Source organism: Paraburkholderia sp. Clong3 (assembly GCF_050436485.1).
Taxonomy (GTDB): domain Bacteria; phylum Pseudomonadota; class Gammaproteobacteria; order Burkholderiales; family Burkholderiaceae; genus Paraburkholderia; species Paraburkholderia tuberum.
This window is the reverse complement of the sequence record NZ_JBNDMH010000003.1, coordinates 2,081,503-2,104,205: the sequence shown is the minus strand read 5'-3', so window position 1 is coordinate 2,104,205 and position 22,703 is coordinate 2,081,503. Positions and strand designations below refer to the sequence as shown.

Sequence of the window (22,703 nt, the reverse complement as noted above, 5' to 3'; positions counted from 1 at the left end):
GAACTGGTAGCACGAACGCGTAGACCGACGTCGTCAGGAGAGGGCCGTCTTGAAGCCGCGAAAAGGCGGTTGGTCACTTGCGACCCTGCGGGATGCGGCTCTGAAGTGTCGACAGACAAGACGTGCAATCCGGAGCGCCGTCGGAGCGAAAACGCGATCTCTGGCTTCGATTCAAATTTCATGACCCAATCACCTGGTCGCTTCACAAAACAATCCCAAATGAGAAGACCTTTCTTGCCGCCCCGCGTACTGAAAAGCCTGCTCGGCTTCAACGACGGCCCGTGGCGGTGGTCGGCCGGCGTCGGAGGGGGCGTCGCCATGGGCGTGCCTCTGAGCGCGTTCATGCTGGCCGGCCACCAGTCACTCGGGCTCATCGCTTCTCTCGGCGCCTTCACGGCTCTCTACGGCTCGACGCTGCGCCTGGGCGACCGGCTCCAGGCCTTGCCGTTCGTCGCGGCGGGGTTCGTGGCCGCCTCCACGCTGGGCGTAATGTGCGCGACGAATGCGTGGCTGACCATCGCCTGCCTCGTCGCCGTGGCTGCGCTCGCCAGCATCATTCTGCTCGGTGTCGGAATGGGGCCGCCCGGGCCGATGCAGTTCGTGCTGGTCGCCGGTGTCAGCGGTCATCTGGCCGCTTCCGCGCGTTTCAGCGGTTCGCCCCTTGGCGTCTTTATGATCCCCTCTCTGGTCGCGCTCGGCGCGCTCAGTGCGTACTTGCTCGTGATCGCACCCCTCGCGCTGCCGCTTGTGCACCAGCGCAAGGGCGAAGCGCCCAGCTTGCGCATGCGGTTTCCTCCCAGCTTGCTCGACGGGGAAAAGGCCACGATCGCCGCGAGGGTGATCGTGGCGGTTGCCAGCGCCGGCTTGCTGAGCCTGTCTTTTGGGGAGCACCGTGCCTACTGGACGGTTATGGTCGCGGGTGCGGTGCTGCAGGGCAGCCACGTCTCGCGCTCAAGTGCCATTCGGGCCGTGCACCGCGTTGTGGGCACGGTCTTGGGCGCGGCTGTCTTTGGCTTGATCCAGCTCGTCGACCCGAAAGGCCTCTGGCTCGTCGGGGTCCTCGCGCTGCTCCAGTTCGCGATCGAAGTCGTGGCCGCGCGGCACTACGCCCTGGCCCTGACCTTCATTACCCCAACCGCGTTGACCATCTCAGCGGTGGGCGGGACGAGCGCTCCCCTCGCCCTCGTCGGCGAGCGGATCGTGGACACGTTCCTTGGGGCGGTCATCGCCATGGTAGTTCTCTTGGGCAGCGAATGCGTCAGGGGACGACGCGCACGATAAGCAGGTGGAGGATTCTGCGCTTGTCGCGAAGCGCATTGGGTCTTGCTGATTACTTTCTGATCATGTTCAGCGCCGTGTCCCGCACCGCGCGCTTGAACCTGGTCTGATCTTCAGGAAGTGACGAGAAAGCCCGAAGCATATGGTGGTAAGCCACGGTATTGCTGATGGCGTTCATCAGCATGGAAAACATGACTTCGGGGTGGTGCGGTTTCAATTCCTTCGCCCTCGATGCATCTTCGAGCAAAGGCACGAACACGTCGTGATAGGGGCGCACCAGACGCCCGATGAGTATGTTGAAGCGCTCGCCTTCTTCGGTCGCGGCAGTCGAAAAAAACATACCAAGGTCGGGTTCGTCGAAAACCTGATCGATGAAAAGAACCACTGCGTGTTCGACACGCTCACGCGCACCTAGCGTGGCCGAGCGCAACCTGGCTGTGGCGTCGATCATTGGCGCAGCGTGATCCGCGATCTGCTCTACCACCGCAACCCATAGCGCTTCTTTCGACCCGAAATGATGCGCGATCAGCGCCGGGTCGACACCCGCGTCGCGCGCGATTTCCCGCACACTGGTAGCGTCGAATCCACGCTTTGCGAAGGTGTGCCGGGCCTTTCGCAGGAGGACGTCGGCACCGACGGAAGCACTGTACGCGGGTCGTCCGCGGGTACGCTTTTTCTCGATCAGCTTGGCAGGTCCTGACTTTACGTCGTTCATTTGGGTGTGAGTTGTGGATCGTCAATTCAGCCGAAGTTTAACTGACGGCGCGTGAGACGCTGAGGAGGGCCACGGTTTGACGGAGCTCGTGCTTCAGGCTACGATGTGATTTATTCATCATGCGTTGAATTTATTATGTCACAACCAATACGGATTGTCATCGTTGGCGGCGGGATTGCGGGAATTTTGCTGGCTACCCGACTCGGCGACCTGTTAGGGCGTAGCGGCCGGGCCAGCGTCACGCTGATCGACAGCAGCCCGACGCACATATGGAAGCCGATGCTGCACACCATTGCAGCCGGCACGCGCGATGTTCAGCAGCAGCAGGTGATCTACCTCGCCCATGCCCGCGATCACGGCTTCACCTATCAGCCCGGCGCAATGCACGGGCTCGATCGAAGCCGGCGGCTGGTCCAGCTCGACGAGCTCAGGACGCCGGAAGGTGAAGTAGTGCTCGGTCCGCGAACGGTCGGGTACGACGTGCTTGTGCTGTCGCTGGGTAGCCGGGCGAACGATTTCGGCGTGCCGGGCGTGAAAGAGCACTGCCATTTCATCGACAGTCAAAAACAGGCCGAAGCGTTCAACGCCGCGTTGCGAGCGCGCGTATTTCGAAGCGTCGCGAAGGACGAACCACTGCGTGTGGCGATCGTCGGCGCGGGTGCAACGGGTGTTGAGCTGTCCGCTGAACTGAGCCGCTTGCTTGACGTTGCGTCGAGTGACGGAGACCCGACTGTGCGAGAGCGGCTGAGTCTGACGCTGCTCGAAAGCGGCCCGCGCGTGCTCGGGGCGTTTGCGCCGGAGATATCGGCATCGAGCCAGTCGCAGCTCGAGCATATCGGTTTCCGCGTGCTGACTTCGACGCGCGTTACCGCGGCAGAGGCGAATGGTTTTCGCCACGGCGACGGCACGCTTGCCGAGGCCGATCTGATGGTCTGGGCAGCGGGCGTCAAGGCGCCGGATTTCATGAACAATCTCGACGGACTCGAAACGAACCGGTCCAACCAGATCGTCGTCGGAGCGAGTCTGCAGTCTTCGCGTGACGATCACGTGTTCGCGCTTGGCGATTGCGCAAGCCTGACACTTGCCGGTCACGAACGGCAACTTGCACCGACCGCGCAGGTCGCCACGCAGCAGGCCGAGCATCTCGCGCGTCACCTTCCGGGGTGGCTTGCAGGCAAGCCACTTGCCGATTTCCGTTTCCGCGATTTCGGTTCGCTCGTCTCGCTGAGCGACTACAACGCGTTCGGCACGCTTGGGCGCTTCGGACTCTTTCGTGGCGGTTTCGTGCGCGGACGTTTCGCCCAACTGAGTCACGCCATGCTCTACCGGCGCCATCAGCAGGCTCTCCATGGCTTTCGAAAGGCGACGCTGCTGTGGACAGCGGAACAGATCAACGGTCTCGTCCAACCGAAGATCCGCCTGACCTGAAAGTGGCGCCGAACCCTTTGCAGACCCTGTCGGTTTCCTGGTGCGATTCGTGCGGCGGTCGCTGTGATTACCAGCCCTGACGGGTGTTCATCGCGAAGGGACCGGGCACGTGCGTGTTGAGCGGTCATCCGATTGAGGCGGGCGACGCCGTGTACTCTCCCGGAGCAGGCGATCCGCCGCCGCGAAACGCAGGCGCAATGATGGTCGCGGCTTCCGTTAATGTCCAACTGTGACCTTGCGCGCGTTTATATTCTCGGGGACGCGGTTTCGAATCGACGTGCCTGAAGCAAGCGAGGCATCGGGGACGAAACAATGAGCCATGTGGCAATTAATACGTATGCCTATATGTGCGACATTGCCTATCACGAAGCGACATCGCTACACGCGGCGTTTCGCCGATGAGAAGCTGACGCGTACAAGGATCGAACCAATTGTTGCGGTGAGGGGGACAATGTTTTGCGACCAGCAAGGACCCCGATGCATGGACCAAGGCGCTACTATTGCCCGTGCTCTGTACAACGATGCAAAGCACAGGGCCACTCGAATCCGACACGCTGTGATAAGGCAGAGGCGCGGTGTGCAGCACAGCACCTCTGGTGCGCATGCGTGGCTTTAAAGACGCGACGTCATTTGACGTCACTACTGGAGAGATAGTTGAAAATCGAACAAATCCGCAAAGATGCTTTTGCGATGCCCGTCCACAATCCTTCCTACCCCCGCCCGCCGTTTCGCTTCCTTAATCGTGAGTACTTCATCATTTCGTACGAGACCGACATGGACGCATTGCGCGCCGTGGTGCCGGAACCACTGACAGTCGCAAGCCCCCTCGTGCATTACGAATTCATTCGCATGCCAGACTCGTCGGGATTCGGCGATTACACGGAAAGCGGCCAGGTTATCTCGGTGAGAGATGATGCCGGCGCGCCAGGCAGCTACACACACGCGATGTACCTCGACGACGAAGGCCCGATTGCCGGCGGTCGTGAGATTTGGGGCTTCCCCAAGAAGCTGGCGAGTCCGAAATTGCGTGTTGACGGCAACGACACGCTGCTTGGAACGCTCGACTATGGCACCCAGCCCATTGCCACGGGCACGATGGGCTACAAGTACGAGCCACTTGACCTCGAGGTCGAGCGCAAGAAGCTGGCGGACACGCCGAACTATCTACTGAAAGTCATTCCGCACGTTGACGGCTCGGCCCGCATCTGCGAGCTCGTGCGTTACTTCCTGCGGGATGTCACCGTGCTCGGCGCGTGGGGCGGTCCGGCCGCGCTTGAGCTGCACCCGCATGCCTTGGCTCCCGTGGCGGATTTGCCGGTGCGCAAAATCGTCGGCGCGCGGCACGTCATCGCCAATCTCACGCTCGACATCGGGGAGGTGGCTTTCGATTACCTCGCCGAGGCGCCGGCACTCAAGCTTGCCGCGAATCAGTAAGCACCCTCTGACATATTAAGGAAAAGGCATGTCCGTAACAGATAAGGTCGCGCTCGTGACGGGCGCTGCAAGTGGTATCGGTGAACAGTGCGCACGCAAGCTCGCGGCGCTCGGCGCGTCGGTGGTAATCGCGGACCTGAACCTCAAGGCTGCTGAGAGCGTGGCCGAGAGCATCCGCAAGGAGGGTGGCAAAGCGCTGCCTGTATCAATGGACGTGACGAGCGAAGAAGCGGTCAACGCCGGCATCCAGCAGGCTGTCGACAGGCTTGGCAGCATCGATGTGCTGGTCTCGAACGCGGGCATCCAGATTGTCAACCCGATTGAAGATTATGCTTTCTCCGACTGGAAAAAAATGCTCGCCATTCATCTGGACGGCGCGTTCCTCACGACCAAAGCTGCTGTCAGGCACATGTACGCTGCGGGCAACGGTGGGTCGATTATCTATATGGGCTCGGTCCACTCGCACGAAGCGTCGAAGCTGAAGGCTGCCTACGTGACGGCCAAGCATGGACTGCTCGGTCTCGCACGCGTGGTAGCCAAGGAAGGTGGTTCGCGCGGTGTACGGGCCAATGTCGTGTGTCCGGGGTTCGTGCGCACGCCGCTTGTCGACAGGCAGATTCCGGAGCAGGCGATAGCGTTGGGCATTTCGGAAGCAGACGTCGTCAAGAACGTGATGTTGAAGGAAACGGTCGACGGCGAATTCACGACGGTGGAAGACGTCGCCAACACCGTGGCATTCCTCGCCGGCTTCGAATCGTCCGCATTGACGGGCCAGTCCATTATCGTCAGCCACGGCTGGTCGATGCATTAAGGAGCCGCCCAGTGCGTCAAGATCAAGAAACATCAGGCACACCTCGCAAGACTTTCAAGCTTCCGGCCTATGACGAGGTCGCTCTCGTGCTACAGGGTGGCGGCGCGCTGGGCTCCTATCAGGCCGGCGTCTACGAAGGCCTCGAGGAAGTTGGCATTCATCCGGACTGGATTTCCGGCATCTCCATCGGCGCGCTTAACACAGCCATCATCGCGGGCAACGCTCCGGGCAAGCGTACCGAGGCATTGCATGGATTCTGGAACACCATCTGCCAGCCGGCGGACATGCTTGGGAACCTTGGCGCGTGGCTACCCCGTGCCGCGGGCATGCACGACCTGTCGCGCAAGTGGTCGAGCTGCTGGGCGGCAGGCCGCGCACTCACCGAAGGGCAGCGAGGCTTTTTCTCGCCGCGCCTTCCGGTGCCCATCCCAGGGATGGGTAAGCGCTCGCCAGAAGAAGTGAGCTTTTACGATACCACCGCGCTTCGGGCGACCCTTCTGCAATTCGCCGATTTCGACAGAATCAACGACGGCGATATTCGCGTCTCCGTCGGCGCGGTCAACGTGCGCACGGGTAACCTGGTCTACTTCGACAACACGCAGATGCGCCTTTCGCCGGAGCACTTCATGGCCTCGGGTGCGCTCCCTCCGGGCTTTCCTGCCGTCGAGATTGATGGCGAATATTACTGGGACGGCGGTCTGGTGTCGAACACCCCGTTGACCGAGGTTGTAAGCGACCCGCAGCACAAGGACACCCTGGTCTTCCAGGTTGACCTCTGGAGTTCGAGCGGCGGCCTCCCGGGCGACATGCTGGATGTGTCCGAGCGCGCCAAGGACATCCAGTATTCCAGCCGGACCCGCGCTATCACCGCGATGCTCGGGTCGACCCAGCGTCATGCACAGCTCATCAAGGAGCTACTGAAGCATGTGCCGCCGGGCCTGGAGAAGCAGCATCCGCTCATCCGGGAGGCACGGGAAGTTGCCGATGGCAGCACGGTCAATGTTGTGCACCTCATATACAAGAACAAGGCGTATGAGGGGCACTATAAGGATTACGAATTCAGCATCGACACGATGAGCGAGCACTGGCAGACGGGCTTGGACGACATTCGCGCGTCGTTTGAGCATCCGGACTGGTTTGCGATACCGAATCACGATTCGGGATTCGTGACGCACGACGTGCATCGTCCCGGGGGCGCGCCTCACGCGGCGCGACTGGAGGGCGCTACCAAGCCAGCGCATTACTCGCGCAGGCGCCATAAAGCGGGCGTCGCGCAACCACATCTCGAGGTGGCAGCGCCGAAGTCCGCCCCACCTGGGGAAACCACGAAGGAAGCTGTGCAGGATGCGACAGGCCGCTAGCCATCGTGGGGCCGGCCGGGTTCAGTTTGGCCGGTCCCTTTCCACGCCAGCCAAAAGGGCGCTGCCGCAGGTGAGTTCGTCCGCCTGTGGTGTTACCGGCAACCAAGGTACATGACATGCAGAATCCCAGGTTTATGTAGAAGAAGTCCCTGTATCGGGTCAAGTGCGCACGGTCAATCTGATACCGTCAAACGGTTTTGCGTTGCCGCAGGCCGCGTTATGCCGCTCGGCGCATTCGGCCTGCTCGGCGGATGCAGCATGACTTCATTCAATCCCAAGGGCGACATCGGTGCACAGGAGAAGCGTCTGATCCTACTTGCGTTGGGTCTGATGCCTTCGAAGAGGTTCATCGAAAAACCGACATCACATACAACGCGGCGACGCTTGAAACGATCCTAACCGACAGGGAGGTCACTTCATGGAAAAAGTCCAACGATGAATCGCCCGACTAGCATCGATGGTTGTGGGGCGTCACATGGCCGATGCGCAGCATTGTCAGGTCAAACGGGCGCAGTAAGCTCCGGCCCGCTCGAGATGCGCTGGCATCGATTGCTGTCGAATTACCTAGGAACGGCAGCCACACTCCGCGCTAGCGCTGAAGCGATCCCAAAAAGCGTCTAAGACGTCAAACGGACAGGCTGTTTTGATCGAGGGCCGCCTTGTACAAAGAGACATTACTCGTAAGGAACAATGCCTAACTCAACGAGGCGAGCCAATTTGACGGTTTGGGGTGGGGTAGAAGCATCGAACGTCACCCCTTCTATGTCTAGCTGAAGCAACGGCGACACCATTGAGACAAATGACACGTCGGGGCTGTCAGGAAAAGCAGTGCTGTTAATTCCGCATACGCGCCCGGATCGTAGGTCAAACACAGGCCCTCCGCTTGCTCCTCCATGCATATGCATTGACGTCCGAAAACAAGGCCCCGGCATCATGACTCGATCACGCCCGTGCGGGTAGCATTCGACCACCGTGCCTTCGTAAAAAAGTGGATACAAATGCGCCTTGTGCCAATCGTCTGCTATGCGCTCCGTCGTCGCGTTCGGGTACGCGTACGTGGCGATTTTGTCGCCGATTGATGCTTCTGACGCGCTCAGCACCACCGAGTCGCTCCATAAATTCTCCCGCGTCGTCCGATGCTGCATCGGGGCGGCCATTCCGACCGCGACGTCCGAGGAGTCATGTAGAACGGCTCTAATGATTGGACGTACTTGCACCGTTTGAGTCAGGGGAAATCGATGAACGATGCTCAACGGTATGGTTGGCTGACCGCGTTTATCCAAGCATTCCTTAAGTACATGCTTGGCGGTGGCAAACAGCCCATAGTGGCAAATGTAAAAGCCCGTTCCGATGACTGTCAAGTCGCCGTAAGGCGGGTCCGGTTGACGGATGATTGCGAAGATCGCCGAAGATGGATCGACCTTGCTTCCGGTGCTTGACCGCACATCGAAGCCATCTTTGGGAGACGCCCCGACCTTGGCTATTTCCCGCTCCATAGAGCCCCCCTTGAGATCGCAAGAGGTTCAATCATACTCGGCGAATTAAGCCAAATCGCGGGCCGCCACAACAATGCCGTTGACAGTCGGAAAAGAAAAAGGGCCTAGCGCGAACGCTAAGCCCTTGAATCTTTTGGTAGGCCGTACTGGATTCGAACCAGTGACCAACGGATTAAAAGTCCGCTGCTCTACCAGCTGAGCTAACGGCCCGGCTCGCCCGATGTCCGCCGCGACCAGGGCACTTCTTGCCTGGTTGCCCTAGCCGATATCGATCGTGCGGCTAGTGGATCGCGCCGGCTCCGATTTTGGCACGGTCAACGTGAGCACACCGTTATCAAATTTTGCCAATGCGTGATCGGGGTCGGCGTTTTCCGGCATCGGAATCGTGCGCATGAAGCTTCCATAGGCGCGCTCGAGCCGGTAGCAGCCGTCTTCCTCGCTGCGTACGTCCTGTTTCTTTTCGCCGCGCAACACGATCGCCCCGTCCTCGACGCTCACACTCAGGTCTTCGCGCTCCATCCCGGGCAGCTCGGCGGTCACGCGCAACACCTTCCCTTCGTCGACCATGTCGATGCGCGGCTGGAAGCGCGATGAACTGAAGTCGCCAAACCATCGTTCGAGCGCGCCGCGACCTGCAAACGGGTCATGGAAGAACTCTTCCAAAGCACGCCACGGTTCGCGTGCGAACAGCCGCGGAATGTCAGGCCACGGGGCACGCCACTGTTCGCTCGCCTGGGGGCTTTCCGAGGTGTCCGCATCGGACTTGCGGGCCGCCCCGCGTAGGAACTTGAAGGGATTCCACTTTTTCGGATCCGTATTCATCGTATCCTCCTCTACAGTCTGGCCGGAGAACCGGATTCCTGTCATTGCGCTGAAGTCGCGACTCTGCCCTCGACATTCCGGACTGCATCTGCGGAACACCGTCACGGCCGCGTCGCGATCCGCGGCGCGTCCTGAGCTCACGTACCGGCACCGCGCCGTATGCTGAGCGTGCGTCCGCGCCAGCATTCATGTATGACGTCCGCATCCAGGCCTCCGCAGTCAGTAGGTGGCGGCCAGACGACCGCCACCGGTTTTCTCCCTGTCGTTGCTGTCCACCTGCCGACTTCAGTCCGTCCGCACCTCGATCCGGCGCGGCCGGGCTTCGTCGCGGCGCGGTATCGTCAGTTTCAGCACGCCGTCTTTCAGGTTCGCATCGATTTTCGTTGCGTCGAAGTCAGCCCCAAGAGCGAACGCCCGCGCGAAATGCGGCTGGCGGATCTCCGCATGTTGCAGGCGCAGCCCGGCCGGCGTGGGCACCACCGCCTCGGCCTCGATGTACAGGTTGCCATCGTGTACCTTCACATCAAGGCGGTCCTTTGTAACGCCGGGCAGATCGGCCCACAGGGTGATGCCCTGGCTGTCCTCGAAGATGTCTACGGGCGGCGTTAGCGTGATCGGGCGTTGCGACTGCTCGTCTTCGCGACGGGCCACCGCCGTTTCGTCTTTCCTGGCAAGTTCTGTCATGTCGTTCATGATGTCCTCCTCAGTTCTGCGACCGGTTTCATTGGACAGTGATGGCCCGCGGCTTCGACGTCTCCCGCTTGCCGATGCTCACGGTCAGGCAACCATTGGTGTACTGCGCCGTGACCTTGCCGGGGTCCGCATGCTGCGGCAGTTCAATGACGCGCCGGAAGGTGCCGACGAACCGCTCCTGCGCATAAGTACGCACGTCGTCGCCGGCAGCTTCCGGCTGTCCCGTCTGGCGCTCGCCGCTGATGGTCAGCAGCCCTTTGTCGATGGATACGTCGAGATGCGCCGGATCGATACCGGGCACGAACGCGACGATCTCGATAGAGTCGTCGGTCGAACCGATGTTGACCTGCGGGAAGGCGCCCAGGCGCCCCGAGCGGATGCTGGACGGGAAACCGCCGAAGAGACTCGCCATCTGCCGTTGCAGACGGTCGAACTCGCTGAAAAGGTCGGTCCCGAAGTAGAGATCACTCATGATCGTTTCCTCCTTGGATGCAGCAGGGAAACGAACCGGCATACGCGCTCCAGTCCGTCTGCCATGCTGCGGCAAACAAATCGAAACACGCAGCGCGCCGCAATGCCGGCGCGACTGCCTGAGCGATATCTAAGATAGGATTGGAAACAGAAATTTCAAGTGGGTCATGGCGACTTTTTGTTCTTGAATTTGGATTGCCACACCCCTACGTTCACGACACCCATGCAACACCATGCGAGGACACCATGGAATTCGAATACGATTGGCTCACTCTTGGGCGTCACCGTATCCGGTTGCGCTCAACAAAGGGGTTCCCGACCGAGACGATGCGCACGGCGGTCGAAGTCATCCGGCTGGCGATCGACAGCAACATGAGCGCCCGGGCGCGGCTGGTTGAAGTGGTGTTCCGGCAGGAGTCCGCTTACGAGATTGCTGTCGGCACCACGTTCGCCGACGACCGGCTATGCGCGCCCCAGCTGGAAGCGGCGATCGCGACGGTGCTGGGCCTGCAGCCCGCGCAGATCACTATTTTCGTGACCGTGGTCACCCAGGAAGAGGTCGATCTGCACTTTGGTGTCTACGAAAGGATGCTGGCTGAAAAGCTCGGCGTGGTGCCGCTGATCCAGTGACGTCGCGGCAGGCAAGGAGCGGGGGATCGGCAAGGGGCGAACTGCGCGCCTGCCGGTGCGGACGGCGGCGGCGCCTTTGCTGCAATGCAATGAGGAGTATCCGACCGGATTCGGCCGCCCTCATTGCGGAGCATCCTGCAGCCGGATGCGGGAGGGTCTCGAAGAGCGTGTCATATCCCTGATAGCGCATTCGAACGCAGATTGTTCGCCGCCTGGATTCGATCAATCGGCTTCCGGAACGGCGCGACACAACTGATAAGACGCCCGCATGCGTCAAAATAATGGCGATTGTCGACGATGTAGCCTACGTCGTCGAGGGTCCCCTTGTGGGCGGTCAGCCTCGCCGACATCGTCCAGGATGTTCAGCGCGCCATCAACGAGGGGCTCGACGACGCGCCGCACTTTATCAATATCGTGATCGGCGCCAATGCGTTCCGGGGCGCGTTGCCCTGCACGCCCCGGCTGTTGCAGACGATGATCGATCATCTGCCCCGCAACGCCGTCTTCAACGTCAGCGCTATCGCCGCGGCGCAGTTGCCTGCCGCGATGAACTCGCCGTTGCTGGGAGGGGACGTGCGCGTCGGACTCGAAGACAACCTCTACTGACAGACAAGGTCAGTTGGCCACCAATGTTCACCTGGTCGAGCGGCTTGTTCGCCTGGTCCGCGAGATGGGTTACGAGCCGGTCACGCCGGCTGAAGCACGGAAGATCATTGGGCTGCGGCCGTTGCGCGAACCAATCCACGCTGCCTGCCAGGAGGGCTAACCGATGACAACGCGAGCCGTCAACGTCGCCGTCGTCGGCACTGACGTCATTGGCGCGGGTTGGGTGACACACTTCCTGGCTCATGGTTTCGCCGTCACGGCGACCGATCCCAGCCAGGGGGCCGCGTCGCGCCTGCGCAACTGGATCGACGATAGTTGGCCTGTAGTGGAGAGGCGCGGGCTTGCAGACGGCGCCTCGCGGGACCAGTTGACGTTCACGCCTGACGTGGGCTCGGCGGTGCGCAACGCCGATTTCATTCAAGCAAGCGGCCCTGAGCGTCTGGATATCAAACACGCGTTGATCGTGAGCATCGAATCGGTGGCAAGGGCAGAGGCGATCATCGCATCGTCGTAGTCGGGGCTGGCGATCAGCGACATTCAAGCAGGCGCGAAGCACCCGGAACGAATCGTCCTGGGACTGGATGCAGATATCGTTGGCACACATTGAATCTGCCATTATTGCGGCAGAAAAGATGCTACTCGTTGCGCGGTATGGCCGTTCCACTTTGATACCTGCCGTTTGAACCGCGACGACTTGACCGTCGGCAACGGGTCGAAAAGAGCGACTCTCGAGGACCGAGACTGCGCCGATGCGAACCTCGCGCGATCCTGTTCGCGGCGCGCCTCGCTGACCAACCTCCGCGGTAGCCGGGAGGAACGATGCTTGCTGCTCCCGCGGCGGATCAACCGAAGGAGCGTGAGGGCCGAAGGGCACAAACCGGGCGAGAAGGTTCAGACGTGTGGCATCTGCAAGGTGGTGAGAAAAGGTGACGCCGGTTCCGGCTTCGAAGTGACATGCGTCGAAGGCGGGCATTTTCACCCGCGGCGGCAACGGTGCGCACTACGAGTTGGTTCACGGCGCGGCGCAGGGAAGGAGACGTACTATGAGAAATCGGCCTGGAACACGGTCAATACTTCCCGCTCTGGTGATTTTGCTCACCGGCTGTGTCGCTGGTGGCATGCCGTATACCGGGCCGCACCTCACTCCGACAGAGTGCCGCGACCTGGCGGCGCTCAAGACAAACGCGCCCCCTACGATGGCGCAGCACCAAAGCGAACTCGCTGCCTTGAGGAAAGCGGGCTACGACCCGTCACCGTGGTTTGATGATCCGTATTACCCGGATGATCTACAAGCGGCACAGCGCCTGGTCGACTATTGGTTCCAAACGGAGTGCCAGCACCTTCAACCCGGCTGAGATAGAGAGATCGAGGACTGACCCGGATGTCTCCGCCGCCAGAAGCGGCCGATCGATCAAGTGCGGTAATGGCCATTCGAGTGTCGGCTCCAGTCAGCTTTCCGCCGTCTGGTTCGAATCCCCGGGGCTTTCCTGGTAGGAAAGTATGCGTCGGCGATCTGATTCAACACGTCGCCTTCTCGACATCGTTGCTCGACCGGTTTGTCAGGATGGCGCTCGTAATAATGTGAAAGAGATGATCCCCGCGTGGCGCGAATCCGGGTTGGCCGTCGAGCCAGCCGAGCGCCGACATCAGGGCGAACAGGTCGACCCCATCAATATCGGCGCGCGCCGTTCCCTCGGCCTGAGCACGGCGCAGTAGTCGCGCGCCCGCTGAACGCAGCGCTGTGCTCGAAGCGTGAAGCGCGGAGTCAGGGTCCGCGTGCGCGGTCGCGAACAAGGCGCAAATGCCGCTATAGCTACGAACGAATGCAACCCCTTCGCGAAACCAGGACACCAGCGCTTCGTCAGGCGGATTCGACGTTTCTAGTTTGGCTGCCTGCTGTATCAGTTCGTCCACGTTCATACGCAGCAACGCTTCGAACAAGGCTTCTCGTGTCGGGAAATGGCGAAACAGTGTGGCCAACCCGACGTCGGCCCGGCGGGCGATATCTCGCATGGACGCATCGGCGCCATGCTCGGTGACGACGTCACGCGCAACCGCAAGTAGATGGCTGTAATTTTTTCTGGCGTCGGCTCGCATAAATCGTCTTGACAATCGGATCGGTGATCCGTATAAAATGAAGCTGTATCTGGATCAGTGATCCACAAGATACAGCACATTTGTGCAAATGGGAACCGAGACGCTGTCCGACACCACGAAAGGAGATGTCATGGGAAAGCTTGAGGGTAAGGTTGCAGTCATCACGGGCGGATCGAGCGGCATGGCGCTGGCGAGCGCCAAGCGGTTCGTTGAAGAAGGCGCCTATGTTTTCATCACGGGCCGGAGGCAGGAGGTGCTCGACGAGGCCGTCAAGCAGATTGGCCGGAACGTGACCGGTGTGCGCGGCGACGCGGCCAATCTCGACGACCTTGACCGTCTGTTCGATACAGTCAGGCGTGAAAAGGGCAAGATCGACGTCCTGTACGCGAGCGCTGGCACGGGCAAAGCCGTCCCGCTGGGCGAGATTACCGAGCAGCACTTCGATGCGGAATTCGGCCTGAATACGCGCGGCACGCTGTTTACGGTTCAGAAGGCGTTGCCGCTGTTCAACGATGGTGGATCGATCTTCATGACCGGGTCAGTTGCTTCGGTGAAGGGTTTTCCTGGTTACGGCGTGTATGCGGCGAGCAAGGCGGCATTGCGCTCATTCGCACGCACTTGGCTCAACGAACTGAAGGGCAGGAATATCCGGGTGAACGTGCTGAGCCCGGGGCCGATCGCCACACCGATGCAGGACCAGGTTCTCACCGAGGAGGCGAAGCGGATGTTCGAATCCCTGATCCCGCGGGGAAAGATGGGGCGTCCTGAGGAAATTGCGGCGGTCGCGCTGTTTCTTGCTTCAGACGATTCGAGCTTCGTGAATGGGGTGGAATTGTCTGTCGACGGCGGCTTCTCGGCTATCTGAAATCGCGCCGAAAAGCGCGTAGTGGGCCTGTCAACCTGACGAACATGGTCCGAGTTGTGTCTATAAATATGAAATCCTGATCAATAACCTGGATTGGTTTCGGTGATTGTCCAGCGGGTATTGTCACGTCTGCTCGCGCTGCGCTGCAAACGGCGGTGAAAGCGCTCGGCTCCGCGTGTCTGCTGCGGCTCGCGTGGCGCATCGCGCGCAGCGGGCCGCCTAACGCGGGCAACGGTCCCGCGCGCCCGGTTACCAATAATCACCATGGGTCCATGGTTGATCAAAACGTCACCTGAATGGAGAGTTCGCATGAGCTATTCGATTATTGGCTTTGGCGCGGTAGGCCAGGCACTCGCCCGAGCGTTTGCAAGAAAGAACATCGACGTAACGGTCGCCAGCCGGCGCCCTCCCGAGACGTTGATGCAGCAGGCACGAGAGATCGGCCCTACCGTCGTCCCCAAGACGCTGCAGGATGCAATCGCGTCCGACACGATCTTCCTGGCGGTTCCTTTCTGGGAGCACCGCGAGGTCGCGAAGCAGATCAAGAGTTGGAAGGGCAAGACGGTCATCGACGCGACAAATGCTTATGGCGTTCCCGTCGAAGAGCTACAAGGTCTGCCGTCCTCCGCAGTTGTCGCCAAAGCGTTTACCGGGTCCAGGTTCGTAAAGGGTTTTAACCATCTGCCCGCCGCCGTTCTGGCCGCTGATCCGAGTGTGAATGGCGGCAGCCGCGTCGTGTTTTTGTCGAGCGATGACGAAAGTGCGGTGGCACCGGTCGCGGCTCTGGCTGAACAACTCGGTTTCGCGCCGATTGCGCTAGGACCGCTCAAGGATGGCGGTTCGCTCGTCCAGGCCAGGGGGAATACCTGGGCTCAACTGATCTTCAAGGATCTCGTCAAGTTCAAATAGCGGCGCGTCACGGCAAAGTCACGTCCGCCCAGCATTTCCGAGCGAGTCCAGCTACCGAACTCGAGCCTTCGGTAGATGCGCCGGTGCATCCCTTGAGGCGGTATTTCCGGGTTCAATTCGAACGGAAGATAACGAACATCTAATTCGGGAAGATCCTCAAGGGCCTTGCCGGCCTCCAGATTTCGATGTCCGATCCAGCACCATGGACAAATGAAGTCGTAGGCGATCGTGATTTTTGCGCGTTCCATGGGATGCCCCGTGGGCAAGTTGCGATGCTCACCAGGCAAAACAACACGAGCTCCCAGCTGAATATACTCAGCGCGCGAGCTCGTGTTGCGCGTGGCGCAATGGCCCATTCGATGGGAAAGCGCTTCCCCTGGGGTTGCTGGTCTCTTCAGAACTATTCAGCTTCGCAACAAGAACTTTTGGGCTTGATGTCGCTAACATCCGGACTCGAACTCAACGCGGCCGGCAGGCGAGGCGAATATGATCGACGCAGGTAATACGAACGCAAGCTCACTCGACTCTGAACTTCCGTTTTCGTCCCTTGAATATCGGCAGCATCAAATGTTTCCACGCCTTTCCAATGCGGAGATACGCAGTGCGAGCCGCTATGGCCGCCCGAAGTCGTTCAAGGCCGGCGATTCGATCTTCAGGACGGGGCGCATTGCAGAAGGGCTATTCATCTTGCAGCGCGGGAGTGTGCGGATCTATTCGTGCGACCCGCAAGGGCGTACCACGGTCGTGACAGACCATCATGACGGCCATTTCATGGCCGAAATGGCGCAACTCACCGGCAAACCGTCGCTGGTGGACGCGATTGCCATGACTGACTGCGATACGCTCGTCCTGAACTCAGAGCAGTTGCGGGCGCTGATCATCGCGGACGCCCAGTTGGGCGAGCACATCATGCGCGCGTTGATCCTGAGGCGTCTCGGGCTCATCGAGCAGGGGCTCGGTCCCATTATCGTCGGCAAGGGTGACGACGCGAGGGTAGTCCGCCTGCAAGGCTTTTTGCGGCGCAATGCCTATCCGGCTGCGGTGATCGATGCACACAAGGATTCGGACGCCGTGCAGCTGCTCGCCGGCCTCACTTGGAAGGCCGACGATTTCCCGCTTGTTTTTTGCCCGGACGGGTCGGTCCTGAGGGCGCCCGACGAAGTGGAGCTCGCCACCCGGCTCGGCCTGGTGCCGACGTTCTGTGCGTCGCAGTGCTACGACATCGCTATCATCGGCGCGGGTCCGGCGGGCCTCGCGGCGGCCGTTTACGCGGCGTCGGAGGGGCTTTCGGCCGTCGTTTTCGATCGGCGCGCGCCAGGTGGTCAGGCCGGTGCGAGCGCACGTATCGAGAACTACCTTGGCTTTCCGACCGGCATATCGGGGCAAGCTCTTGCAGCACGCGCGTTTCAGCAGGCATTGAAATTTGGTGCTCACGTGGCCATTCCCACTGCGGTCGATCGGGTCGAGGGCGCGGCGGGCAACTTCGTGCTCGCGCTTTCCGATCGACAGTGCGTGCGTGCGCGGACAGTCGTGGTCGCGAGCGGAGCGGTGTATCGAAAGCCTTCCGTGACGGGCCTTGAGCGCTTCGAGGGCAGAGGGATCTACTATTGGGCGTCGCCCATCGAGGCGCGTCTAGTCAGCGGGAAAGACGTTGTGCTGATCGGTGGCGGTAACTCGGCTGGGCAGGCTGCCGTCTTTCTCGCCAACTTTGCGAAAAGCATACGCGTTTTGATACGTGGCCATGGTCTCGAAGCCACCATGTCCCGTTACCTGATAGACCGGCTCAGCGCTCTGCCAAACGTGTCGATCTGCGCAAGATGCACGCTTGAATCACTGGAAGCGAGCGACGGTGGTCTTGAGCGAATTCGCGTCTTTCATCACGAACAGGGCAGTGAGCTCATTGAGATACAGCATCTTTTCCTGTTCATCGGCGCCGATCCAAAAACAGACTGGTTGACATCGATGGGCGTTCAACTGGATGAGCGCGGCTTTGTCGAAACGGGGCCGCCCGATGCGAACGCAGGCACTGAGCGCTTCCCACTCGAGACGAATGTGCCGGGGCTTTTCGCGATCGGCGACGTCCGATCAGGGGCGCCGAAGCGGGTGGCCGCAGCGGTAGGAGACGGCGCAGCGGTAGTCAGCCAGATTCATGCGTGGCTCGGTCGAGTCGAAGCGCGCGTCAAGGCTTCTTGAGGCGCGCAATGAGCGGCATGACGGGCCAAACGCAATCGCTCCCCAAGTCGATGCTCAATGTGCGCCACGCTCGGGTTGAGGCGTCCACTCGTGCTCTTCGCCAGGCACTTTGCCGAAGGTCTGCGCAGCCCAGGCTTGCCGCGCAGCCACAATTTTCTCGCGCGAACCAGACACGAAATTCCACTCGATGAAGCGTTCGCCCGGCAGGTGCGCGCCGCCGAGGAGCATCACGCGCGCGCCATGCGCGCTGGCGAGTTCGACCGTTGCATGCGGCTCCAGCATGGCCATCGTTGTAGGAGACAACGGCGTCCCGTCGATGGCCAGATCTCCGTCGACGAGATAGATGCCGCGCTCCTCGTGCTCGGCATCGAGTGAAAGGCGACCGGCAGCCGCGAACTCGGCATAGACGTAGAGCGTGGGTGAAAAGACTTCGACCGGCGAGGTCTTCCCGAAAGCCGTGCCTGCGATCACATGTACGGTTGCCCCGTCGCGCGTGAACGTCGGCAGCGTATCGGCCGGATGATGAATGAACGCGGGCGCGGCGTCTTCGTGTTCGACAGGCAGCGCGACCCAGGTCTGAATGCCGTGGATCGCCTGTTCAACTGGCCGATCCTCCAGCGGCGTGCGTTCTGAATGGACGATGCCGCGACCGGCCGTCATCCAGTTCACGTCGCCGGGTACGATTTTCTGCCGATAGCCGAGGCTGTCGTGATGCATGAACGAGCCTTCGAACAGGTACGTGACGGTCGCGAGGCCGATATGCGGATGCGGCAGCACATCCACGCCGCTGCCAGCGGGCAGCACGGCTGGCCCCATATGGTCGAAGAAAATGAATGGTCCGATGAGGCGCGCGGCACGGGCGGGAAGCACGCGCCGCACGATCAGGTTGCCGATGTCGCTTTCGCGCGGCGTGAGCAGAGCCTTGATCGTAGTAGGCATGATGAAGACCTTTCGTTAAGGGCGGACGTGGAGGCAAGCCGTCACGGTTCGAGCAGCCGCAACAGCCGCAGCTCCTCGAAATCAAGTTCGGATTCGATGCGATGCAGGACCGCGTCGTCCACCTTGCCGTCGCGATGCAGGCCGAGCAATGCCTCACGCGACACGCCAACGAGTTCGAGTTCGACACCCAGGAAGTGCGCACGGTGTTCGATCCGGTCCGCACCCAACTGGTATGCGCTTTCGTTCGCGGTGACGCGAATCCGGTATTCGGCTAGCAGCCGCTCGAACGTCGCGCGTTCGATGCCGGACGAGCGCTCGTCGATTTCCTCGAGCGCAGCGAGAGAGGCGCCGAACGCATGGGCGCGCGCCTCATGCTCGGACATGGTGTGACGGGCTGTCGGGCGCAGTTTCAGCAGCCGGATGAGCGGCGCGAGGCTGCCGCCCTGCACGACAAGCGTCGCGATGATCAGCAGAAATGTGCTGAAGACGATCAGGTCGCGGCCGGGGAAATTGTCTGGCAGCGCGATTGCGGCCGCCAGACTGACGACGCCGCGCATACCCGCCCAGCCGAGCACAACCGCTTCCTTGAAGCTCCACGGCTCGCGGCCCGAACGTTTCGCGCGTATCTGGTCGGGCAGCCAGATCGCAGCGAACACCCACGCGAGGCGCGCAACGATGGCTGCCGCAGTTGCCGGCAACGCGACACGCAGCCCGGCCGTCAACACGGCCGATTCGTGATTCACCCGTGAGAGGAGTGCATGCAGTGTGAGGCCGATCAGGATGAAGACCAGCGCCTCGAGCACGAACACGACCGCTTCCCAGGTCGCCTTGGCTTTTATGCGCATATCGGCGTCGAATACCCGATGCTGGCGGATGCCGAGCACGAGACCGCAGGTCACGACGGACAGCACACCCGATCCGCCGACGGCCTCCGCGATACCGTAGCTGGCCCACGCCATAACGAAGGTCACGACGATGCCGAGCATCGGATCGCCCAGACGCGGCAGCACCCAACACATGGCCTGGCCGCACACGATGCCGACCGCGATGCCGATCAGGGTAAGCGTAAAGAACAGCACCGATCCGCTCGTGGCCGTGATCGTCGCGGCTAGCGCTGCCGAGACCGCCATCTGATAGAGCAGCAGGCCCGACGCGTCGTTCACGAGGCTTTCGCCTTCCAGCACGGCCACGAGCCTGGCGGGTAGCGGGTGGCGCTGAAGGATCGCTTTGGCGGCGACCGCGTCGGGCGGCGAGACGATCGCACCGAGCGTGAAGCACGCCGCCCATGGCAGGTTCGGGTTGAAGGCATGCACGGCGACGGCCACGGCGACGGTGGTGAATGTCACGGCCCCGAGCACGAGCGAAACGATCGTGCCGATGCCGCGTTGGAATTCCTTCCACGCCGTATAGAACGAACTCGACATCAGCAGCGGCGGCAGCACGGCCGCGAGCAGCAGGTTCGGGTCCACGTCGGGTACGCGCCTGCCGGCGACTGCGATCACACAGCCGCCGAGCAGCAGAACGACGGCAGGCGGGATCGCGATGCGCTGCGCGAGCCACGTCAGGGCGCCCGCTCCGCAGATCAACAGCAGGAGGTAATGAAAAAACTCGACGTTGTTCATCCGCTAGAAGCCCGGGGATTGCACGTCGATCAGACCGTAGACGACCCCGGCGAGAGTACCGGCAAGCAGCGAAGGGATGTACGGATTCATGATGCGAGTCTTGGTTGGTGAACGTGGCGTGACAGGAACTACGCGAAAGGCTCGCGGAAAAAGTATAGGTTCGTCTGGAATCAGGCAGAGTCTGATTAAGAATATTTAATCTCTGGCGCATGCGAGATATCCGTTCGACCGAGCTTTGGGGGCGTGCGTGAGCGCGACAACGGTGCCGAATCGTGGCTAAAGCTTTTGCGCCTCGCTGGGCGCAAAGGCATTGCGGCTTCATTTCAGGACTTTTCAGTTTGCGCCAAGGACTTTGGTCGCTTGCATCATTAGAGTGCCTGCCGGCATGTGGCGCTATTCAGCGAGTTCTCACTCCTCGCCGCATCGCTATCCATCTCAACACGCAAGGTCGTCGCCACGCCCGCGCGCGGCGATGCAACGACGGAGATCTAGCATGAACACCCAGCAAATCGATTCGACCAGGCCTTCGGCGTCCCGCCGCAGGCTGCTTTCGGCAAGTGCGGGCATGGCCGGCGCCGTGGCAGCCATGTCGAGCCTGTCCGCGAACGCAGCCGCGTCCGTGACGGGCGGCTCGGCGCATACGCACGGCGCCTCGCATCATCACGGCGGCAACTACGTGAGCGCGAAGGACGGCACGCAGATCTTCTTCAAGGACTGGGGCACGGGCATGCCGGTCGTCTTCTCGCACGGCTGGCCGCTCTCTGCTGACGCGTGGGACGCGCAGATGCTCTTCCTGGTGAATCAGGGCTACCGGGTGATCGCGCACGACCGCCGCGGCCACGGCCGTTCGGGCCAGCCGTCCGAGGGCAACGACATGAACACCTACGCCGACGATCTCGCGGCTGTGCTGGACGCGCTCGACGTGAAGGGCGCGCTCGACGTGAAGGGCGCGATGCTCGTGGGCCATTCCACGGGCGGCGGCGAGGTGGCGCATTACATCGGCCGCCATGGCGAAAAGCGCGTGGCGAAGGCCGTGCTGATCGGCGCAGTGCCGCCGCAAATGGTCAAGTCTGCGAACAATCCGAACGGTCTGCCGATGTCGGTGTTCGACACCATCCGCGCGGGCGTGGCGGCGAACCGCTCGCAGTTCTATCTGGATCTGGCCACGCCGTTCTACGGCTTCAACCGCCCCGACGCGAAAGTCTCGCAGGGCCTCCTGCAGGACTTCTGGCGCCAGGGCATGGCCGGTTCGATCAAAGGCCAGTATGAGTGCATCAAGCAATTCTCTGAAGTCGACTACACCGACGACCTCAAGAAGATCAGCGTGCCCACGCTGATCCTGCACGGCGACGACGACCAGATCGTGCCGATCGACGATTCGGCGAAGCTCTCGGCGAAGATCGTCAAGAACGCGACGCTCAAGGTGTACAAGGGCGCGCCGCACGGCATGTGCAGCACGCACGTCGATCAGGTCAATGCGGACCTGCTCGCGTTCCTCAAGTCCTGAGGCGCTACGACGAGATCGGCGTGACGCGCCTGCGAGGCAACGCGCGTCTGTTCAGAACGCTTCAGCTTGTCACAAGGACTTTCAGGCGCGCGTCGCCTCAGCTCGATGCCTATCGCGACCACCATACGAACGAACGCGAAACAGGCCTCTTGCTCCTGGCGGCCAGTTTTGAGTGGCTTCGAAAAGGGAATGAAATGGGTTTGAAACTGCAAGGCTCGCACCCGCATAGCCTCGAGATCGCGCGTCTCGCTGCCGCCGTTCGTGCGAACGCTGACGATGCGCGTGTCTGGCGCTGGTACGCCGACCTCATGGAAGACGGACGCGTGAGTTGCACGCGTACGCGCAAGGGGTGGCTGATCACGGTAGACGGTCGCTGCACGGTGGAAGACGAGTCGTTTGATTGCGCCGTGCGTCGAGCGGAGCAGACATGGAGTGACATCGCGCAGTCCCAGGTCAAGCTGCTCCGCCGCAGCAAGACCGCTGTGAAGACAACCGCCTCGAATTTGCCGCGGCTTCGGTGAAGCGCCGCTCAGAATGAGGATGACTGCTGGTCCCTTGCGGCCGCGTTGGAGCCTTGAGCGCCCGGCAGCGAGCCGAACATGTGCTGGCTGCATTTCGCCTCGCGCCATGCGGCACCCAACTTGTAACCGGAGAGCACCCTGCGTGCGAGGGGAAGTATCTGCTCGCCGGCCAGCATGCCGAGCAGGCCCGTCAGCGCAATGGTGGGCGGGGCCGGCGATTGCACGCCGATCGCACCGTAGACGACCCCGGCAAGGATGCCGGCCAACAAGGAAAGGATATACGGTTTCATAGTGCGAGTCTCATT

23 protein-coding genes, 1 tRNA gene and 2 pseudogenes are annotated in these 22,703 nt (G+C 61.3%); 15 read left to right on the top strand and 11 right to left on the bottom strand.

Going from position 1 to position 22,703, the window contains the following annotated elements:
* The first annotated feature begins 219 nt into the window (after window positions 1-219).
* Window positions 220-1,281, top strand: coding sequence for an FUSC family protein (locus OKW30_RS33000; RefSeq protein ID WP_429348693.1), 1,062 nt, complete (start codon window positions 220-222; stop codon window positions 1,279-1,281).
* 49 nt (window positions 1,282-1,330) lie between these two features.
* Here the strand turns inward: OKW30_RS33000 and OKW30_RS32995 are convergent, their stop codons facing one another.
* Entirely contained in the window at window positions 1,331-1,993 is a 663-nt protein-coding gene (locus tag OKW30_RS32995; RefSeq protein ID WP_184062593.1) for a TetR/AcrR family transcriptional regulator, read from the bottom strand.
* A gap of 135 nt (window positions 1,994-2,128) precedes the next feature.
* Between OKW30_RS32995 and OKW30_RS32990 the strand changes: the two genes are divergently transcribed.
* From OKW30_RS32990 to OKW30_RS32970, 5 genes and pseudogenes are all read left to right on the top strand, one after another.
* A complete protein-coding gene (locus OKW30_RS32990; protein ID WP_429348692.1) occupies window positions 2,129-3,421 on the top strand; it encodes an NAD(P)/FAD-dependent oxidoreductase in 1,293 nt (430 codons plus the stop codon).
* Window positions 3,422-4,075: 654 nt separating this feature from the next.
* Window positions 4,076-4,855: an acetoacetate decarboxylase gene (locus OKW30_RS32985; protein ID WP_429348691.1), complete on the top strand. Its 780-nt coding sequence runs from the start codon at window positions 4,076-4,078 to the stop codon at window positions 4,853-4,855.
* 28 nt (window positions 4,856-4,883) lie between these two features.
* Window positions 4,884-5,666, top strand: coding sequence for a 3-hydroxybutyrate dehydrogenase (locus tag OKW30_RS32980; protein WP_184059855.1), 783 nt, complete (start codon window positions 4,884-4,886; stop codon window positions 5,664-5,666).
* Between the two features lie 11 nt (window positions 5,667-5,677).
* Window positions 5,678-7,027: a DUF3734 domain-containing protein gene (locus OKW30_RS32975; protein ID WP_429348690.1), complete on the top strand. Its 1,350-nt coding sequence runs from the start codon at window positions 5,678-5,680 to the stop codon at window positions 7,025-7,027.
* A gap of 219 nt (window positions 7,028-7,246) precedes the next feature.
* Window positions 7,247-7,360, top strand: a pseudogene (locus OKW30_RS32970) (ubiquinol oxidase subunit II); the annotation flags it as partial.
* Window positions 7,361-7,701: 341 nt separating this feature from the next.
* Here OKW30_RS32970 and OKW30_RS32965 read toward each other — a convergent pair.
* The 5 genes from OKW30_RS32965 to OKW30_RS32945 form a co-directional block, all read right to left on the bottom strand.
* On the bottom strand, window positions 7,702-8,523 hold the full coding sequence (locus OKW30_RS32965; protein WP_184062585.1) for a S1 family peptidase: 822 nt from the start codon (window positions 8,521-8,523) through the stop codon (window positions 7,702-7,704).
* Window positions 8,524-8,657: 134 nt separating this feature from the next.
* Window positions 8,658-8,733, bottom strand: a tRNA-Lys gene (locus tag OKW30_RS32960).
* 48 nt (window positions 8,734-8,781) lie between these two features.
* Window positions 8,782-9,345 (bottom strand): Hsp20/alpha crystallin family protein, encoded by a 564-nt coding sequence (locus OKW30_RS32955; RefSeq protein ID WP_187630960.1) that lies wholly within the window; start codon window positions 9,343-9,345, stop codon window positions 8,782-8,784.
* Between the two features lie 285 nt (window positions 9,346-9,630).
* Window positions 9,631-10,038: an Hsp20/alpha crystallin family protein gene (locus tag OKW30_RS32950; protein WP_429348689.1), complete on the bottom strand. Its 408-nt coding sequence runs from the start codon at window positions 10,036-10,038 to the stop codon at window positions 9,631-9,633.
* 28 nt (window positions 10,039-10,066) lie between these two features.
* Window positions 10,067-10,510, bottom strand: coding sequence for an Hsp20/alpha crystallin family protein (locus OKW30_RS32945; RefSeq protein WP_429349209.1), 444 nt, complete (start codon window positions 10,508-10,510; stop codon window positions 10,067-10,069).
* Between the two features lie 245 nt (window positions 10,511-10,755).
* On the opposite strand from OKW30_RS32945, the gene OKW30_RS32940 reads away from it, so the two are divergent.
* From OKW30_RS32940 to OKW30_RS32925, 4 genes and pseudogenes are all read left to right on the top strand, one after another.
* A complete protein-coding gene (locus tag OKW30_RS32940; RefSeq protein ID WP_090809669.1) occupies window positions 10,756-11,139 on the top strand; it encodes a hypothetical protein in 384 nt (127 codons plus the stop codon).
* 321 nt (window positions 11,140-11,460) lie between these two features.
* Window positions 11,461-11,905: pseudogene (locus OKW30_RS32935) on the top strand (3-keto-5-aminohexanoate cleavage protein); the annotation flags it as partial.
* A 3-nt stretch (window positions 11,906-11,908) separates the two neighbouring features.
* The gene (locus OKW30_RS32930; protein ID WP_260335481.1) at window positions 11,909-12,259 is read left to right on the top strand and encodes a 3-hydroxyacyl-CoA dehydrogenase NAD-binding domain-containing protein; all 351 of its coding nucleotides are present in this window, start codon (window positions 11,909-11,911) and stop codon (window positions 12,257-12,259) included.
* Between the two features lie 529 nt (window positions 12,260-12,788).
* Complete coding sequence (locus OKW30_RS32925; RefSeq protein WP_429348688.1) at window positions 12,789-13,100, top strand: DUF4148 domain-containing protein; 312 nt, start codon at window positions 12,789-12,791, stop codon at window positions 13,098-13,100.
* Between the two features lie 163 nt (window positions 13,101-13,263).
* Here OKW30_RS32925 and OKW30_RS32920 read toward each other — a convergent pair whose 3' ends face one another.
* The gene (locus tag OKW30_RS32920; RefSeq protein ID WP_184059865.1) at window positions 13,264-13,842 is read right to left on the bottom strand and encodes a TetR/AcrR family transcriptional regulator; all 579 of its coding nucleotides are present in this window, start codon (window positions 13,840-13,842) and stop codon (window positions 13,264-13,266) included.
* Between the two features lie 130 nt (window positions 13,843-13,972).
* Here OKW30_RS32920 and OKW30_RS32915 point away from each other — a divergent pair, with 130 nt between their 5' ends.
* Both OKW30_RS32915 and OKW30_RS32910 read left to right on the top strand, forming a co-directional pair.
* Window positions 13,973-14,707: an SDR family NAD(P)-dependent oxidoreductase gene (locus tag OKW30_RS32915; protein WP_184062577.1), complete on the top strand. Its 735-nt coding sequence runs from the start codon at window positions 13,973-13,975 to the stop codon at window positions 14,705-14,707.
* Window positions 14,708-15,016: 309 nt separating this feature from the next.
* Window positions 15,017-15,616 carry an NADPH-dependent F420 reductase gene (locus tag OKW30_RS32910; RefSeq protein ID WP_187631229.1) on the top strand — a complete coding sequence of 200 codons (600 nt, stop codon included), beginning with the start codon at window positions 15,017-15,019 and terminating at the stop codon, window positions 15,614-15,616.
* On the opposite strand, the gene OKW30_RS32905 is transcribed toward OKW30_RS32910, so the two are convergent.
* Window positions 15,580-15,864 (bottom strand): DsbA family protein, encoded by a 285-nt coding sequence (locus OKW30_RS32905; protein WP_184062574.1) that lies wholly within the window; start codon window positions 15,862-15,864, stop codon window positions 15,580-15,582. The two genes, OKW30_RS32910 and OKW30_RS32905, sit on opposite strands and share 37 nt — an antisense overlap.
* 238 nt (window positions 15,865-16,102) lie before the next feature.
* Between OKW30_RS32905 and OKW30_RS32900 the strand changes: the two genes are divergently transcribed.
* Entirely contained in the window at window positions 16,103-17,809 is a 1,707-nt protein-coding gene (locus OKW30_RS32900; protein WP_429348687.1) for an FAD-dependent oxidoreductase, read from the top strand.
* Window positions 17,810-17,863: 54 nt separating this feature from the next.
* On the opposite strand, the gene OKW30_RS32895 is transcribed toward OKW30_RS32900, so the two are convergent.
* Together OKW30_RS32895 and OKW30_RS32890 are read right to left on the bottom strand one after the other, a co-directional pair.
* The gene (locus OKW30_RS32895) at window positions 17,864-18,748 is read right to left on the bottom strand and encodes a pirin family protein (protein ID WP_429348686.1); all 885 of its coding nucleotides are present in this window, start codon (window positions 18,746-18,748) and stop codon (window positions 17,864-17,866) included.
* A gap of 41 nt (window positions 18,749-18,789) precedes the next feature.
* Window positions 18,790-20,370 carry a cation:proton antiporter gene (locus OKW30_RS32890; RefSeq protein ID WP_429348685.1) on the bottom strand — a complete coding sequence of 527 codons (1,581 nt, stop codon included), beginning with the start codon at window positions 20,368-20,370 and terminating at the stop codon, window positions 18,790-18,792.
* Window positions 20,371-20,863: 493 nt separating this feature from the next.
* Between OKW30_RS32890 and OKW30_RS32885 the strand changes: the two genes are divergently transcribed.
* Window positions 20,864-21,877 carry an alpha/beta fold hydrolase gene (locus OKW30_RS32885; RefSeq protein WP_429348684.1) on the top strand — a complete coding sequence of 338 codons (1,014 nt, stop codon included), beginning with the start codon at window positions 20,864-20,866 and terminating at the stop codon, window positions 21,875-21,877.
* A gap of 20 nt (window positions 21,878-21,897) precedes the next feature.
* Window positions 21,898-22,398: a hypothetical protein gene (locus tag OKW30_RS32880; protein ID WP_262421684.1), complete on the top strand. Its 501-nt coding sequence runs from the start codon at window positions 21,898-21,900 to the stop codon at window positions 22,396-22,398.
* Between the two features lie 8 nt (window positions 22,399-22,406).
* Here OKW30_RS32880 and OKW30_RS32875 read toward each other — a convergent pair whose 3' ends face one another.
* Window positions 22,407-22,688, bottom strand: a complete 282-nt coding sequence (locus OKW30_RS32875) for a XapX domain-containing protein (protein ID WP_184062564.1) — start codon at window positions 22,686-22,688, stop codon at window positions 22,407-22,409.
* Window positions 22,689-22,703 lie beyond the last annotated feature (15 nt).

What these genes read in the sequence shown, in the direction of transcription:
- OKW30_RS32900 (WP_429348687.1), top strand. Translation starts at nt 16,103, where the DNA reads ATGATCGACGCAGGTAATACGAACGCAAGCTCACTCGACTCTGAACTT.
- OKW30_RS32980 (WP_184059855.1), top strand. Translation starts at nt 4,884, where the DNA reads ATGTCCGTAACAGATAAGGTCGCGCTCGTGACGGGCGCTGCAAGTGGT.
- OKW30_RS32955 (WP_187630960.1), bottom strand. Translation starts at nt 9,345, where the DNA reads ATGAATACGGATCCGAAAAAGTGGAATCCCTTCAAGTTCCTACGCGGG.
- OKW30_RS32875 (WP_184062564.1), bottom strand. Translation starts at nt 22,688, where the DNA reads ATGAAACCGTATATCCTTTCCTTGTTGGCCGGCATCCTTGCCGGGGTC.
- OKW30_RS32990 (WP_429348692.1), top strand. Translation starts at nt 2,129, where the DNA reads ATGTCACAACCAATACGGATTGTCATCGTTGGCGGCGGGATTGCGGGA.
- OKW30_RS32885 (WP_429348684.1), top strand. Translation starts at nt 20,864, where the DNA reads ATGAACACCCAGCAAATCGATTCGACCAGGCCTTCGGCGTCCCGCCGC.
- OKW30_RS32905 (WP_184062574.1), bottom strand. Translation starts at nt 15,864, where the DNA reads ATGGAACGCGCAAAAATCACGATCGCCTACGACTTCATTTGTCCATGG.
- OKW30_RS32910 (WP_187631229.1), top strand. Translation starts at nt 15,017, where the DNA reads ATGAGCTATTCGATTATTGGCTTTGGCGCGGTAGGCCAGGCACTCGCC.
- OKW30_RS32895 (WP_429348686.1), bottom strand. Translation starts at nt 18,748, where the DNA reads ATGCCTACTACGATCAAGGCTCTGCTCACGCCGCGCGAAAGCGACATC.
- OKW30_RS32920 (WP_184059865.1), bottom strand. Translation starts at nt 13,842, where the DNA reads ATGCGAGCCGACGCCAGAAAAAATTACAGCCATCTACTTGCGGTTGCG.
- OKW30_RS32940 (WP_090809669.1), top strand. Translation starts at nt 10,756, where the DNA reads ATGGAATTCGAATACGATTGGCTCACTCTTGGGCGTCACCGTATCCGG.
- OKW30_RS32915 (WP_184062577.1), top strand. Translation starts at nt 13,973, where the DNA reads ATGGGAAAGCTTGAGGGTAAGGTTGCAGTCATCACGGGCGGATCGAGC.
- OKW30_RS32965 (WP_184062585.1), bottom strand. Translation starts at nt 8,523, where the DNA reads ATGGAGCGGGAAATAGCCAAGGTCGGGGCGTCTCCCAAAGATGGCTTC.
- OKW30_RS32945 (WP_429349209.1), bottom strand. Translation starts at nt 10,510, where the DNA reads ATGAGTGATCTCTACTTCGGGACCGACCTTTTCAGCGAGTTCGACCGT.
- OKW30_RS32930 (WP_260335481.1), top strand. Translation starts at nt 11,909, where the DNA reads ATGACAACGCGAGCCGTCAACGTCGCCGTCGTCGGCACTGACGTCATT.
- OKW30_RS32890 (WP_429348685.1), bottom strand. Translation starts at nt 20,370, where the DNA reads ATGAACAACGTCGAGTTTTTTCATTACCTCCTGCTGTTGATCTGCGGA.
- OKW30_RS32925 (WP_429348688.1), top strand. Translation starts at nt 12,789, where the DNA reads ATGAGAAATCGGCCTGGAACACGGTCAATACTTCCCGCTCTGGTGATT.
- OKW30_RS32995 (WP_184062593.1), bottom strand. Translation starts at nt 1,993, where the DNA reads ATGAACGACGTAAAGTCAGGACCTGCCAAGCTGATCGAGAAAAAGCGT.
- OKW30_RS33000 (WP_429348693.1), top strand. Translation starts at nt 220, where the DNA reads ATGAGAAGACCTTTCTTGCCGCCCCGCGTACTGAAAAGCCTGCTCGGC.
- OKW30_RS32950 (WP_429348689.1), bottom strand. Translation starts at nt 10,038, where the DNA reads ATGAACGACATGACAGAACTTGCCAGGAAAGACGAAACGGCGGTGGCC.